The organism is Pseudomonas putida, assembly GCF_028682635.1.
Taxonomy (GTDB): domain Bacteria; phylum Pseudomonadota; class Gammaproteobacteria; order Pseudomonadales; family Pseudomonadaceae; genus Aquipseudomonas; species Aquipseudomonas putida_AE.
In genome coordinates, this window is sequence record NZ_JANHLK010000013.1 from 99,384 (window position 1) to 113,890 (window position 14,507).

The 14,507-nt window shown below is 59.9% G+C and carries 13 protein-coding genes; 5 read left to right on the forward strand and 8 right to left on the reverse strand.

Annotated features, from left to right (window positions below; genetic code table 11):
- The first annotated feature begins 5 nt into the window (after window positions 1-5).
- Together NPS56_RS17660 and NPS56_RS17665 are read left to right on the forward strand one after the other, a co-directional pair.
- Entirely contained in the window at window positions 6-1,355 is a 1,350-nt protein-coding gene (locus tag NPS56_RS17660; RefSeq protein ID WP_274075782.1) for a cation:proton antiporter, read from the forward strand.
- Between the two features lie 205 nt (window positions 1,356-1,560).
- Window positions 1,561-2,037, forward strand: a complete 477-nt coding sequence (locus tag NPS56_RS17665; RefSeq protein ID WP_274075783.1) for a hemerythrin domain-containing protein — start codon at window positions 1,561-1,563, stop codon at window positions 2,035-2,037.
- A 114-nt stretch (window positions 2,038-2,151) separates the two neighbouring features.
- Here NPS56_RS17665 and NPS56_RS17670 read toward each other — a convergent pair whose 3' ends face one another.
- Genes NPS56_RS17670 through NPS56_RS17680 form a run of 3 tightly spaced genes read right to left on the reverse strand, consistent with a single transcriptional unit; the run spans window position 2,152 to window position 8,055 of the window.
- Window positions 2,152-4,071: a hybrid sensor histidine kinase/response regulator gene (locus NPS56_RS17670; protein ID WP_274075784.1), complete on the reverse strand. Its 1,920-nt coding sequence runs from the start codon at window positions 4,069-4,071 to the stop codon at window positions 2,152-2,154.
- Between the two features lie 7 nt (window positions 4,072-4,078).
- Window positions 4,079-6,391: an ATP-dependent DNA helicase gene (locus NPS56_RS17675; RefSeq protein WP_274075785.1), complete on the reverse strand. Its 2,313-nt coding sequence runs from the start codon at window positions 6,389-6,391 to the stop codon at window positions 4,079-4,081.
- Complete coding sequence (locus tag NPS56_RS17680; protein WP_274075870.1) at window positions 6,388-8,055, reverse strand: VRR-NUC domain-containing protein; 1,668 nt, start codon at window positions 8,053-8,055, stop codon at window positions 6,388-6,390. Before NPS56_RS17680 ends, NPS56_RS17675 begins: the two co-directional genes overlap by 4 nt.
- Window positions 8,056-8,250: 195 nt before the next feature.
- On the opposite strand from NPS56_RS17680, the gene NPS56_RS17685 reads away from it, so the two are divergent.
- On the forward strand, window positions 8,251-8,475 hold the full coding sequence (locus NPS56_RS17685; RefSeq protein ID WP_274075786.1) for a YgdI/YgdR family lipoprotein: 225 nt from the start codon (window positions 8,251-8,253) through the stop codon (window positions 8,473-8,475).
- Window positions 8,476-8,602: 127 nt separating this feature from the next.
- Here NPS56_RS17685 and NPS56_RS17690 read toward each other — a convergent pair whose 3' ends face one another.
- Window positions 8,603-9,097: a hypothetical protein gene (locus tag NPS56_RS17690; protein WP_274075787.1), complete on the reverse strand. Its 495-nt coding sequence runs from the start codon at window positions 9,095-9,097 to the stop codon at window positions 8,603-8,605.
- Window positions 9,098-9,453: 356 nt separating this feature from the next.
- Between NPS56_RS17690 and NPS56_RS17695 the strand changes: the two genes are divergently transcribed.
- Entirely contained in the window at window positions 9,454-10,110 is a 657-nt protein-coding gene (locus tag NPS56_RS17695) for an MliC family protein (protein WP_274075788.1), read from the forward strand.
- A 63-nt stretch (window positions 10,111-10,173) separates the two neighbouring features.
- On the opposite strand, the gene NPS56_RS17700 is transcribed toward NPS56_RS17695, so the two are convergent.
- The 4 genes from NPS56_RS17700 to NPS56_RS17715 all read right to left on the reverse strand — a co-directional run bounded on the left by NPS56_RS17700 (window position 10,174) and on the right by NPS56_RS17715 (window position 13,967).
- A complete protein-coding gene (locus tag NPS56_RS17700; protein WP_274075789.1) occupies window positions 10,174-11,259 on the reverse strand; it encodes a polyamine ABC transporter substrate-binding protein in 1,086 nt (361 codons plus the stop codon).
- A 63-nt stretch (window positions 11,260-11,322) separates the two neighbouring features.
- Window positions 11,323-11,664: a cupin domain-containing protein gene (locus NPS56_RS17705; RefSeq protein WP_274075790.1), complete on the reverse strand. Its 342-nt coding sequence runs from the start codon at window positions 11,662-11,664 to the stop codon at window positions 11,323-11,325.
- Between the two features lie 30 nt (window positions 11,665-11,694).
- Window positions 11,695-13,101 carry an NAD(P)/FAD-dependent oxidoreductase gene (locus tag NPS56_RS17710; protein ID WP_274075791.1) on the reverse strand — a complete coding sequence of 469 codons (1,407 nt, stop codon included), beginning with the start codon at window positions 13,099-13,101 and terminating at the stop codon, window positions 11,695-11,697.
- Window positions 13,102-13,151: 50 nt separating this feature from the next.
- The gene (locus NPS56_RS17715; protein ID WP_274075792.1) at window positions 13,152-13,967 is read right to left on the reverse strand and encodes a helix-turn-helix domain-containing protein; all 816 of its coding nucleotides are present in this window, start codon (window positions 13,965-13,967) and stop codon (window positions 13,152-13,154) included.
- Between the two features lie 260 nt (window positions 13,968-14,227).
- Here NPS56_RS17715 and NPS56_RS17720 point away from each other — a divergent pair, with 260 nt between their 5' ends.
- Window positions 14,228-14,500 (forward strand): DUF1652 domain-containing protein, encoded by a 273-nt coding sequence (locus tag NPS56_RS17720; RefSeq protein WP_274075793.1) that lies wholly within the window; start codon window positions 14,228-14,230, stop codon window positions 14,498-14,500.
- Window positions 14,501-14,507 lie beyond the last annotated feature (7 nt).

Genomic DNA, 14,507 nt, shown 5'->3' on the forward strand with positions numbered 1-14,507 from the left:
GGGCCATGAGCTTCATTGTCTGGGTCGCGGTGCTGGGCGCCGTGCTGCTGACGCTGGCACTGACCTCGTCATTCCTGCGCTGGATGCCGGTGACCACCTCGGCCGTGTGCCTGGCACTCGGGGTGGCCATCGGGCCGGCGGGTCTGGGCTGGCTGAGGCTGGACATCAAGGATGCCGCCTATTGGATGGAGCACCTGACGGAAGTCGCGGTGCTCTTTTCGTTGTTCGTCTGTGGACTCAAGCTGCGCCTGCCCCTCAGGGACCGCAAATGGCGCGTGGCCTTCGGGCTCGCGGGACCGGTGATGGTCCTGACCATCATTGGTGTCTGCCTGTTGCTGCATTACGCCTTCGACCTGCCGTGGGGGCCGTCCCTGCTGGTCGGCGCGATCCTGGCGCCCACCGACCCGGTACTGGCCTCGCTGGTGCAGGTCAACGATGCCAAGGACGACGACGCCGTGCGCTTCGGTCTGTCCGGGGAGGCCGGGCTCAACGATGGCATAGCGTTTCCTTTTGTGATCCTGGGGTTGCTGTTTATCCAGCAAGGCGGCGGTGATTCGACCGCCTGGCTCGATGACTGGGCGCTTAAGCGGCTGCTGTGGGCGGTGCCTGCCGGCTTGCTGGTCGGCTACATCATGGGCCGTGTCATTGGGCGCCTGACGTTGTCCATGCGCATCAGGAATGCCGACAGCACCCTGTCGCCCAATGACTACCTGACCTTTGCCCTGATCGCCCTGGCCTATGTCGCCGCCGAGGCGGTGCACGGCTACGGATTCCTGTCGGTGTTCGCGGCGGCCCTGGGCTTGCGTCGGGCCGAAGTCAAGTCGATGGGGCATTCACAGGTGCCGGCCGAACACCTGGTGCAGCCGGTGGTCGGTCATCAGAACGTCGAGCCCGATGCCGCCGTGCATGGCGATGTGACGAATCTGGAGGACGCGCAGGTGGCGGCCGGGATCATGATGGGCGACATGTTGTCATTTGGCAGCCTGGTCGAGCGGGCCATGGAGGTGTTTCTGGTGACGCTGCTCGGGGTGGTGCTGGTGGGTCATTGGGACTGGCGCGCGCTGGCGATTGCGCTGGCGCTGTTCTGCGTGATCCGGCCGCTGATTGTAGGGTTGGCGCCTTGGGGCAATCTGCTGGACGGCAAGCAACGGCTGTTGATCGGCTGGTTCGGCATTCGCGGCATCGGCAGCTTCTATTACCTGTTCTACGCCTTGAACCACGACCTCGCGCCGTCGATGGCGACCCTGTGCACCGACCTCACGCTCTCGGTGGTGGCGCTGAGCATCCTGATTCACGGGATCAGTACCCAACCGATCCTCGCTCACTATGAACGGCACAAGCCGCCACCGGCCTGATGGATCCTTTTGCCGTGGCGAAGTGCATGAGTCAAAGCCCGGCCTCATGCAGCCTGCATGGCCCCAATTGGCCATTAGCGCGAATAACCCATTGATTTCAAAACACTTTATTGAGGCAGCTAAAGCGGCACGACAAATGCTCTACAACGATGAGTGACCTGCGGTACAAACCGTTCGCGCTGCCCTCAACTTGAGAGACCTGACCATGAACGCCATAGACCTGTTGAAAGCCGACCATGAACGCGTAAAAGGCATCCTCAGCCAACTGAGCGAGTCCACCGAGCGCGGCCTGAAAAAGCGCACCGATCTCCTTCAAAAGCTTGAAATGGAAATCTCCATCCATACCCGCCTGGAAGAAGACATCCTGTACCCGGCCTACAAGGAAGCCGGCGGCAAGGAGCAGGACATCATGTATTACGAAGCCAAGGAAGAACACCGCACCGTGGATTCCCTGGTGCTGCCGGACCTGAAAGTCACCGACCCGTCTACACCCGAATTCGCCGGTCGCGTCAAAGTGGTCAAGGAATTGCTCGAACACCACATTGAAGAGGAAGAGACCGAGATGTTTCCCCAGGCTAAAAAGTTGCTGGGGAAAGCGACTCTGGATGAGCTTGGGGAAAAAATGGAGGCTTTGAAGGCCCGCCTGAAAAAGGAAATGGCGGCTTCGCATATGGCTGCTTGATGATGGTGTGTTGTAACGGCGGCAGCCCATACCTGTAGGAGCCCGGCTTGCCGGCGAAGGCGTCCTTAAGGCCAACGCCATGTTCAGCGACGCCTTCGCCGGCAAGCCGGGCTCCTACAGGGCCGTCGCGATGATCTCCACCAGGTTCATCTGGGTAAACGGCTTGGATAATCGCGGCAGCCCGGAAGCAAAGCCTTCCAGCCGATCGGCATAACCGGTGGCCAGGATAATCGGCATATCGGGTTTAAGCGTTCGGATCGCATCCGCCAGCTGCGCGCCGCTCATGTGCGGCATGGCCATGTCGGTGATGACAAGATCGATGGCCGGATTGTTCTCGAATTGCTCCAGGCCCTGTACACCGGACGTCGCGGTGATCACGCGGTGGCCGAGGTCTTCAAGCAACAGGCAGGTGCTGGTCAGCACCAGGCTGTCGTCATCCACCACCAGTATGCACAACCGAGGAACTTCCGGCTCTGCCGGCTCTTCGATAACGGGCGCCATCACGGCGTTTGCCGAGGCCACTGGCAACCACAACTCCGCGGTAGTGCCCTGGTCTTTCTGGCTCTTCAAAATGAATCGCCCACCCAATTGCTCGATGAAGCCATGGACCATCGACAAGCCCAGTCCTGTGCCCTTGCCAAGCCCTTTGGTGGTGAAAAACGGATCCATCGCCGAGGCCAGTGTCGCTTCATCCATCCCCTCGCCGGTGTCAGTGACACTCAGGCACACATAACGTCCCGCCTTCGGGAAAGACCTATTTTGAACAGGGATGGTTTCGACCCGGGCACTGATGACGATTCTGCCGCCATTGGGCATGGCATCGCGGGCGTTGGTGGCCAGGTTCAGCACCGCCAGTTCGAGCTGATTGACGTCGGCCATGACCGGCTCGAGCTGCGCTGGAAAACGGGCTTCCAATGCCACCGAAGGCCCGAGAGAGCTGCGCAGCAGCCCGGAAATCCCTTGCACCAGATCGGCGAGATCCACAGGTTCCGTCTTGAGCTCCTGTTTCCTGGCAAAGGCCAGCATGCGCTGGGTCAGGGACACGCCGCGCAAAGCACCCTGGGTGGCGTTGTCGAGCAAACGGACTATTTTCGGGTCGTCGGCCAGGCGTTTGCGCACAATTTCCAGGTTGCCAAGAATGACGGTCAGCAGATTATTGAAGTCGTGGGCAATCCCGCCGCTGAGCTGGCCGATGGCTTGCATCTTCTGCGCCTGGAACAGTGCTTCGCGGGTTTGCTCGAGCGCCTGCTGCGCCTCGGTCGCTTCGGTGATGTCGCGGGTGATCTTGGCAAACCCGAGCAAGGTACCGGTGTCTCCCCGGATCGGGTCGACCACGACATGGGCCAGGAACCTCGTGCCATCCTTGCGCACCCGCCAACCCTTGTTCTCGAAGCGTCCCTCGCGCCTCGCAATCTCCAGTGCCCAAGCTGGCAAGCCGGCAGCCTGGTCTTCGGGGGTGTAGAACATGGAAAAATGCTGGCCGATGACTTCTTCGGGCAAATAACCCTTGATGCGTTGGGCCCCCAGGTTCCAGTTGGTCACACGGCCATCCGGGGCAAGCATGTAGATGGCATAGTCGGTGACGCTCTGCACCAGCAACCGAAACTGTTGCTCGCTCTGCTTGAGGGTCTCTTCGGCCATCTTGCGGTCAGTCAGGTCACGGGTGATCTTGGCAAACCCCAGGAGCGTGCCCGTCGGGTCGTAGATCGGATCGATCACCACGTGGGACCAGAAATGCGTGCCGTCCTTGCGCACGCGCCAGCCTTCGCCTTCGAAACGCCCCTCGCGGATGGCCGTGTCCAGCGCCCGCTGGGGCAAGCCGGCACGACGATCTTCATCGGTATAGAAGCGCGAGAAATGCTGGCCGAGAATCTCCGCTTCCTCATAACCCTTGAAACGCCGGGCCCCTGCGTTCCAGCTGGTAATGATGCCATCCAGATCAATCATGTAGATCGCATAGTCCACCACTGCATCGATCAGCAGGCGCAGGCGCCTGTCTTCGTTGATCTCGGCCTGGGTTCGAACTTCGCTCATTGATCCCTCACATCCACTGCTGTTTTTCTGAAGTATGCGATAAACCGTCCATTTGAACAGTCGCCGGTGCAATTGACCACCAGCGCGGCAACAAGTGCTTGACCTTGCTCTCGCCAAACCGGTCATCGATCAACATCACCACGCCCTGGTCCTGCTGGGTACGAATCACCCTGCCGGCGGCTTGCACCACTTTTTGCACGCCGGGGTACAGGTAGGTGTAGTCGTAGCCTGCGCCGAACAGGGCTGCCATGCGTCGCTTGAATTGCTCGTTGACCGGGTTGAGCTGCGCCAGCCCCAGGGTGGCGATGAACGCGCCGATCAAGCGTGCGCCTGGCAAATCGATGCCTTCGCCAAATGCCCCACCCAGCACCGCGAAGCCCACACCCTGGCTTTCGGCGGTGAAGCGGTCGAGGAATTCCTGGCGCTGCGCCTCCGCCATGCCCCGGGACTGTGACCACAGGTTGATTGCGGGATAGCGCTCGGCCAGCAACTGCGCCACTTGCTGCAGGTAATCGAAGCTGCTGAAGAACGCCAGGTAGTTGCCGGGGCGCTGCCGGAACTGCTGGGCGATCAACTCGACGATCGGCCCCAGGGAGGCCTGGCGATGAACAAAGCGCGTGGAGATCTGGTTGACGATCTGCACGTGCAACTGATCGGCATGAAAGGGTGACTCGACGTCGATGCACACGGTATTCGCCGGGGTACCCAGCAAATCGGCGTAATAGTGGCGAGGGCTGAGGGTCGCCGAGAACAGCACGGTGCTGCGTGCAGCGCTCAGGCGCGGCCCGATGAAGCCGGCGGGCACCACATTGCGCAGGCACAGTTGCGAAAGGTTGCGCTTGCGTTCGAGGTCGCGCTTGCTGATGTCGAACAGGTACTGCTGGTCGAACAGCTCGCCCACCCGACAGAACTGCAGCACCTCGAAGTAGAAGCTCTGTAATGCACTGTCCAGCCCCTGGGGATGATCGTTCAGGTAATCACCGATGCTGGCGCTGCACGACGACAAGGCCTGGAGCAGTTTTTCCGGCGGCTTGTCGTAGGCCTGATAGGCACCGAGTTGCTGGTTATGCAGGGCATTCCATTCGCGGTTGACCCGCTGCAGCGGCTTTTTCAAAGCCTCGGGGGCGGTTTTTCGTACGCTATCGAGGGTCGATTGATCGAGGCTGGCGCTGTACATCTGCCGACCGCGCTCCACCAGGTTGTGGGCTTCGTCGACCAACACTGCGACTTTCCAGGTATTGGCCTGGGCCAGGCCGAACAACAGCGCACTGAAATCGAAGTAATAGTTGTAATCGGCAACCACCACGTCGGCCCAGCGGGCCATTTCCTGGCTCAGGTAATACGGGCAGACCTCATGCTCTAGGGCGACCTGGCGCAATGCGCTCTGGTCCAGCAGGCTCAGCTCGCTGGCGGCCTGGCGCGCCGCCGGCAAGCGATCATAGAAGCCCTGGGCCAACGGGCAGGATTCACCGTGGCAGGCCTTGTCCGGGTGTTCACAGGCCTTGTCCCGGGCGATCATCTCCAGCACCCGCAGGGGCGGCGCATCGGCGCGCGCCAGGATCACCTGCGCGGCGTCCAGGGCCAGCTTGCGTCCAGGGGTTTTCGCCGTGAGAAAGAACACCTTGTCCAGTTGCTGCGGCGCCAGGGCCTTGAGCAGCGGAAACAGGGTGCCGATGGTCTTGCCAATCCCCGTGGGGGCCTGGGCCATCAGGCAGCGGCCGGTGCTGACGGCCTTGAACACCGATTCGGCCAGGTGACGCTGCCCCGGGCGAAAGTCGGCATGGGGAAACGCCAGCTGTTGCGCCGCCTGGTTACGCCCCTGGCGATGGACCGTTTCCTGTTCGGCCCAGTGCAGGAACAGGCCACAATGGTGTTCGAAGAACTGCCCGAGTTCGGCGGCGTCGAAGGCCTCGACCAGACAGGTTTCCTTTTCGCTGACGATATCGAAATACACCAGCGCCAGGTTGATCTGCGCCAGGTCGAGTTTGCGGCACATCAGCCAGCCATAGATTTTAGCCTGTGCCCAGTGCAGTTGACGGTGGTTGGCCGGTTGCTTGCTCAAGTCGCCGCGGTAGGTCTTGACCTCTTCCAGGCAGTTTTGCCCGGGGTCGTAGCCATCCGCCCTGCCCCTGACCGTCAGGCCCTGAAACGAACCTTCGAGAGCGACTTCACTCTGGTAGCCATCACTGCGCCGTGACGCCACCGTGCGGTGCCCGACGATACCTTCAAGCGCGGTCGGCGACGGGGTGAAACGCAAGTCGAGGTCTCCGACCTTGGCGGTGAACTCACACAACGCCCGTACCGCGATGCTGTAGCTCAAGCGCCCTGCTCCGCCCATTGCACATAACACACGGCAATCGGCATCCGGTGCTCATGACAGAACGCCAGCCAGCGCAGCTGGTTATCCTGCAGGCGATCCCCCGGTCCCTTGACTTCGATCATGCGGTAGGTTTTTTCCTGCGGCCAGAACTGGATCAGGTCCGGCATGCCCGCGCGATTAGCCTTGATGTCGAGCAACAAGCGGTTGAACCAGTGCTTGAGGTGCTCGGCCGGCAAGCAGTCCAACGCCTGCTCCAGCAACGCCTCGTTGAGTGCGCCCCAGAACACGAAGGGCGACTGTACCCCCCATTTTTCGGCATAACGCGCGCGAATGGTTGCACGATAGCGCCCGTCGTCGAGTTCGCCGAGGCAGGCCTGGAACAACTCGGCCCGGCGGCCATGGAAGTCTTCGCTCAACAGGTCCACCGGACCGCGCTGGAACGGATGGAAAAACGCCCCCGGCAGCGGGGCAAAAATCGCCGGCCAGCACAGCAGGCCGAACAGCGAGTTGATCAGGCTGTTTTCGACGTAATGAACCGGTGCCGACTCTTCGCCCAGGTGCGCCTGTACATGGTCCTCGACCGACAACAAAGGGTCGATCCTGCTCAGTTGCAGGTCCAGGCGCAACATCTCCCGGGGAGCCACACGCTTGACCGCCGGCCCGCCCAGCTTGCGCCGCAGCCTGGGCAGGACACGCAACAGGTGTTGCTGCTCCGCGGCGTTTTGCGGTGACTGTTCGGCCATACAAGCAAGGTCCAGGGCCAGCTGGTACTCGCCGCAACGCTCCAGCACCCGGATCATGCGCACCCGCGCGCCGGGATACGCGCAGTCACGGTACAGGCTCAACGCGGCAGGGAAATCACCGACGCGCTCGCACTCCTGGCCCATCTGGAACAACTGCTTGTCGCGGCGCCTCTGCAGCCAGGGATTGCTCAGCGCCAGGCCGTTGATCTGCAGGGCGATGTCGGCCACTGCCTCGCCGGCCTCGAACAGTTGCTGGCACTGGTAGAGATACAGGCAGGCGTCGACGTCCTCGCGGCTGCGCAAGCCCCGGGAATCATGGCTAAACTCGACTTTTTCATAGGTGAAGATACCCAGGTCCGCGAGGACGAATTCGGACCAGTCCTGGTAGACATTGCCGAAAAACATCAAGCGCAGGCGATCGCACAGGCCCATGATGGTCAGGCTGAACAAGCGGTCGTTCAGCGCCGGACACCAGTCGTCGAAGGGCTGCGCTTGAGGAAACTGCGCGCACAAATCCGGCAGCCAGTCGGTCTTTTTACCCTTGGGTTTAACAATCGCGTTGCCCAGGCATTGCAGTATTTCCGCCTTGAGCAACACTTCAAACAACGCCTCTACCGGTAACGGCTGGCGGTCGTCGAGCCAACCCAGCGCCAGCAATGGCAGGGCGGCGCTGGGGATGTCACTGATCTCGGCGTAATACAGCTTGCTGGCCCTGAAATGAACGCCCTTGCGCATGACCATCCTGACCAGCAGCGCACGGGACTCGCGGGGCAAGCCATTGAAGTCGCGAATGAAGCGATGCTCTTCGTCGCTCAACACGTCGGCATAGCGATGCTCAAGCCAATCAAGCACTTGCATGAAGTTGTTGAGATAGTAGAACGGATCGTCGAGAGGATTTGCAGTCACGGGAAAAAGGGCCATGTAGAGCGAGCACTGGTTATGCATACAGATACCAGTAACGCCCTGCCCCATGCAAACGGAAAAGGATAAGCGGCGGCGCTGTAAGGGTTTTTTATCCCGGGCAGCGAACTTTCCGCCGTTCCATCGCACCAATCGCCATGGAGCTGCACTCGCTTGCGGCAGCCGTCCGGTTTCAATGAACAATGAGAGGTGACTATGAACATCAAGACTCTGGGTTTTCCCCTGGCGGTAGCAGCCTTTTTTGCCCTGGCTGGCTGCTCGACACCCACGGTGGTTACCCTGCAGAACGGCACCCAGTACCTGACCAAGGACATGCCGAAAACCAAGAACAAGGATGGCTTCTACGAGTTCGAGGATATTTCCGGGGCGACGGTGAAGGTCAAGGCTGATGATGTGGCGACGATTCGCCAGGAAGACTGAGAAGCAGACCGCACTGCCTGTGCGCCAGACCTTGGAATGTGACAACGCCTTGATGGCTTGCGTCAGGCGTTGGGGCGCGCGCTCAAGACAACCCTGAGTTGACGCCCCTGCATCGGTTTGGCAATAGTCAAATATTCTTAGAACAATTATTCATCACTCGATGATAGGCGCGTTCGCCGGTGTGCTCAAATTCCGCACGGACATCATACTGTTGTCCGTATTTGTTTTCGGTCAGGAATGATAAGGCCCCCTCAATCTTTGGTCCATGATTTATAAACTCAACGTTTCCGCGTTCTCCTGCGAACTGAAAAGCAGGATCACGTGGGTAAACGAGATGAAATTTAAACACACCGCCATCTGGGTAGCTGTAGCGACCTGTAGGCGCGTCTTTATCGTTAAGCTGGAACTCTATTCTGAAGACGCCCTCTCCATCCATAGGCTGATGGCCAAATACTAGAAGCTTCCAATCCGGGGTTGACTCTCGGTAGACGAATTTAGTGTCGAAATGGAAAACCTGATCATTGTTAACGCCCCTAATTGTGCCTTTCATCATGTTGATAGATTGGCGTTTTGATTTAAGGGCGACGTTGCGGGTTGAGGGTTTTGAATGATCGTTGACCATCAGAGCTGCTCCAATTGATTCCAAAGACTGGACGAGCTGTCCAGGTCAAGGGATTACAAATGAAATTCTCTGGTTGCACACCTGACAGAAATGACGGTTTTAAATGCTAAATTGGCATTAAAACGCTCCAAACGCCTCACAATGACAAAAAATATGTAGATGTGCTGCATGTGTAAAACAAAAATCAACACCACCCCTGTCTTTCACTCAATTTCTAGCCTTCACGCACTCTGGGTGTGGCAGGTTCCGCACACTGGCTTAAACTGCGATACAGCCCATGCGCAGGAACGAGGGTGAACGGGCTCGATGGATTCGGTTGCACCACACGCTCACGCATTGATCCGGGTGAAACCTGCATGAAAATGGTCACGCCCCTATTGGCCTCTCTCTTTGTCGCCACCCTGTGCGCGACAGCGAGCACGCATGCAGCTACTAAAACACCCCCTCCTATCTTCAAAACCAGCTTCGACTGCGCCCAGACCCGGGAGTCGGTCGAAAAACTGATTTGTCGCGATGCCCAACTGGCGCAAATGGACAGGGAGCTGCAACGCCTTTATCTGCTGGCGCTCACGGATGCACATTCGGTACCGCCTCCGAACAAAGTCGAGCTTGATCAGCAGTTCTGGGCCCACGCCCGCAATCAGTGTGCCGGGACGCAAGCCAAGGCATGCACGATCCGCAGCTACGTCGAGCGCGCGCACCTGTTACGTCAAGGTTCGGCGATTGCCCGGACCAAGGATCCCAGCAGGCTCACCGAAGGCCCCGTCGCCTATCGTTGCACCGGGTTTAACGGGGTGCTCACTGCAACCTTCTTCAATGCAGAGCCGGGTGTCGTCTACCTGAAATGGGCCAACGCCTCAGTCATCCTTGACCAGGTGTCGAACTATTCCGGCACCCAGTACAAGGGCAAGGACTTTCGAGGCGACTACAGCTTCTGGCAAAACGGCAGCGAGACCCTTTTACAAATGCCGGGCTCCGGAGCAATGACTTGTACGGTCGATCCGGCAGCTTGATCTGCGTCGCGCTGCTTTGAAAGGCAACCGGGACGTTCTGTCCCGATGGCCAGGGTGAGGTTTTCAACTGCCGGTGCGAATCTTGTTCCAGACTCGCGTGCGAATCCGGTCTATGTTCAACGGCATCGCCTCAAGCGCAAACAGTTTCCCCATCATGTCCGGGCTCGGATAAACCTTGGTGTCATTCTTGATGTCCGGGTCGATCAGGCTGTCGGCCTGTTCGTTGCCGTTGGCGTAGTGCACATGGTTACTGATGCTGGCCATGACGTCTGGCCGCAGCAGGTAGTTCATGAAGGCGTAACCGGCCTTTTCATCCGGGGCGTCCACGGGCATGGCAACCATATCGAACCAGATGGCGGCGCCTTCCTTGGGAATCGCGTAGCCGATCTCTATGCCGTTGTTGGCTTCCCTGGCGCGGTTTTCCGCTTGCAGGATGTCGCCGGAGAAACCGACTGCCACGCAGACATCACCGTTGGCAAGGTCACTGGTGTACTTGGATGAGTGGAAATAGCTGACATAAGGCCGCACTTTGAGCAGCAGCGCTTCGGCTTTCTTGTAGTCTTCCGGGTTTTTGCTGTGGTGTGGCAGACCCAGGTAGTTAAGTGCCGCAGGGAGTAGTTCCGGGCCATTGTCGAGGATCGCCACGCCGCACTTCTGCAGCTTCTGCATGTTCTCGGGTTTGAAGATCAGGTCCCAGGAATCCACTGGCGCGTTTTCGCCAAGGACCGCCTTGACCTTGGCTATGTTGTAGCCAATGCCGGTACTGCCCCACAGGTAAGGGAAACCGTGTTCGTTCCCCGGATCGTTGCCCTGCAACGCCTTGAGTAACACCGGGTTGAGGTTGTTCCAGTTGGGCAACTGCGCCTTGTCGAGCTTTTTCAGGGCGCCGCCTTCAATTTGCCGCGCCATGAAGTGGTTGGACGGGAACACCACGTCGTACCCTGACCTTCCGGTCATCAACTTGCCATCGAGGGTTTCATTGCTGTCGTAGACGTCGTAGGTGAAGGCAACGCCGGTCTCTTTCTGGAAGTTCTTCGTGGTGTCCGGCGCGATGTAGTCCGACCAGTTGTAGATCTTGACGGTCTCGGCCGCCTGGCTGATGGCAGCGCACAGCATCAGCGGCGCCAGGACTAGTGACTTTGGGGACATGGGTCGATTCCTGTGGGGCTGTTTTTGTTGTTGGAGTTCGGCAGGCAATCAAGGGACCTGCGTTCAGAAAATCAGGACGTACGTCTTGCGCACGGTTTCCTGGATATCCCAGACGCCGAGGCTATTGGCCGGCAACATCAGGGCGTCGCCCGCTTCGATGTGCAGGGTTTCACCTTCGTCCGGGGTGAAGGTGCAGCGCCCCTGGATGAAGTGACAGAATTCCTGGGCGACGATCTGCCGCCGCCAGCGTCCCGGGGTGCATTCCCAGACGCCGGTCTCGACGCCGTCGTCGCGTTCGACGCTGGTGGTCGAAGCCACCGCCACCGGCGTGCCCAAAGGCACGGCGACCGGGTTCGACTCTTGCAGTTGCAGGGTGGCGGTGTTCTTGAATTGAGTGATGCGCATGGGAGTACCTGTCAGTGAAGAAAACGCTGTTTAGTGCATGAAACCTTCCATGAACCCTGCAACCCCGCTGGCGAGCTTTCGCCGCCAGGGCGCGCTGGTTGGGTTGGCCAGGGTCTGGTCTTCATGGACGAAGCTGCGGATGATCGCGTTGTAGCCGAGCCAGCGGCAGGGTTCGGGCTCCCAGGCCTTGAGTGCGTTCAGTCCACCCCGGGTTAACACCCAAGGCTGCCGGACCCGCTCGGTGTCGCGTTGCAGGATCAGGTCGGCCAGGGTCCTGCCGCCCAGGTTGCTGGCGCCGACGCCCTCCCCGCCATAACCGCCGGACACGGCGATGCCGCTGGCCTGGTCGCACAGCATGTGTGGCTTGAAATGCCGCGACATACCCAGGTTGCCGCCCCAGCCATGGGTGATCTGCACATTGCGCAGCTGTGGGAAGAGTTCGCCGAACAGATACCGGCGCAATTCGATTTCGCTGTGCGTCAGGTCGAAGTCATGGCGCAGCCTGCCGGCAAACTGGTAGCCGCCACGGGCGCCGAAGATCAACCGGTTGTCTGCCGTGCGTTGGCCGTAGGTGACCTGACGGCTGCTTTCGCTGAAAGCCTGGCCACGACTCAGGCCGATTTCGTCCCAGGTGGCGGCCGACAATGGCTCGGTGGCCACGATCAGGCTTTGCACCGGTAACTGATAACGCCCCAACGGCGGCAAGGTCACCGAATAGCCTTCGACCGCCGGCACCACCCAGCGGCTGCGCACCGAGGCCCGGGGCGTACGCAGGCTGCCGGACTGCCAATGATTCACCGGGCTGTTCTCGTAGATCCTGACGCCCAGGCGCTCGACCGCTCGCGCCAGCCCGCGGACCAGTTTCGCCGGGTGCAGGGTCGCGACGTGTGGCGCGTAGATACCACCGTAAGGTTTGGCCACGCGGATCTGTTGCGCCAAGTGTTCCGGGCTCAACCAGCGGTAATCGTTCTCGTTGAGCCCCTGGCTGTACAGCTTGTCCAGGTACTGGCGCAGGCTGGCCTCCTGCTCGGGATAGCGGGCTGCGCAATAAAGCGCGCCACCCTTGCGATAATCGCAGTCGATGCCTTCACGATCGATGACGTTTTTCACTTCATCGGGAATGCCATGAAGCAAATCGTAAGAGGCGCGACGTTGCTCGGGTGACGAGGCGGCAAGCAGCCGGTCTTCGCCCAGCAGATTGCCCATCAACCACCCGCCATTGCGCCCCGAGGCGCCAAAGCCGGCGGTTTGCGCCTCGATGATGACGATGTTCAGGTCGGGCGCCTGGCGCTTGAGGTAGTACGCGGTCCAGAGCCCGGTATACCCCGCGCCGATAATGGCGACGTCGACGTCCAGATCCTGTTCCAGCGCCGCACGCGCCACCAGGGGCTCGTCGAGCTGGTCCATCCACAAACTGATAGTGCGCCACGCCGACATGCAAGACTCCGCCACTCAGACTTCGATGGCGTTGATCCTAATGCGCGGGCTCAGGCACTGTCTTGCGCGCGTGCACGCAAGGAAATCTGTTTGACGTAGGCCTTGGGCGACAGGCCTGTGTGCTGGCGGAAACAGCTGTAGAACGCCGACAGGGAATTGAACCCGGCGGCGAACGCCAGCTCGTCGATACGCACCGGTGGCGTGGCATTGTCCAGGGCGCTGAGCAGGTGCTGCAGCCGTGCCTGGTTGACGTAGCGATAGAAGCTCTGCCCCAGCACCTGGTTGAGCAGATAGGAAATCTGGTTGCGACTGTACCCGCACTCCTGCGCCACCCGCTGCAGGTCGAGCTCAGGGTCGAGATAAGGCTGCTGGCGTTGGAAGTACTGTTGCAGGTCGTCGGCCATGAAGCTCAACTGCCGCGGCGACAGGCCCAGCCGACTGACCGCCGGGCGCTGGCTGGCGGTGTTTTTGCCGGTTGGCTGTTCGTGAACCAGCGAAGCGTATTCGTTGACCCGCCAGATCAGCCCGTCCTTCACAGTGATCGCTTCACTGGCGCGAAACGACACCAACCCCTCACCGCCGCGCAGGGTGATGCGGTACTGGATGAACGCAGTGTTGCCGTCCAGGCGGATGCGGTCCGTGTGTTCCAGGGCTTCGTCCGGGTCACGGGGCATGCTGCTGTGCACATAGTCCCGCAACTCAGCCAGCCCCATCACCCGGTTCTGGAAAAAATCGCTGTATTGGACTTCGGGGTGATACAGCGCCATGACCCCGTCCAGATCGCGGTGTTTCCAGCGCAAGTGATAACGCATGACCGTCTCGCCCGTGGCCTGGGTTTGCAGCGGGCCATCATCCTCGGCATGCATGGTAAGTCTCGTTAAAAAGTGCCGAGCTTGCCCAAGTTTGCCCGCGCCTTCAATGGCTAACAGTGGCTGGCCATTGCGCAAACGTTGGCGCACGTGACCTGCATCAAAAGAATCGCAGCAATTGCCAAACGGCCTGAAAAAAACACATTTTTTTCACATCCAGCTGCTACTTTTAAAGACTGTCACTGGTTGAGCCAATGAAGGCTCTTCCCACCTAACGTGAGCTAACGGAAGCGCTCGATAAAGAAGGCGGGCAACACATGAATAGAGGGTTCAGCAAGGTCACTTTTCCAAATGCCTGCCAGCTGATGCGCTGGCATTTCCATCCCATGGGTTTCGAGGCAAGCATGGACGCCCCGGGCAGCATGATTGCCCGTTTGTTTGATCGGGCCAGTGGCGAGACCATGATCGCCATCGCCGGTATCCCCTGTTCGACGGTCATGAATGCCGCAGACGTCGAGCGAATAATCGAAGCCGTGGAGGATGAGCTTGAAGCGTTCATTCCTCCGGTGGCCCTCAGGAGTTATGCCTGAAGGCAGG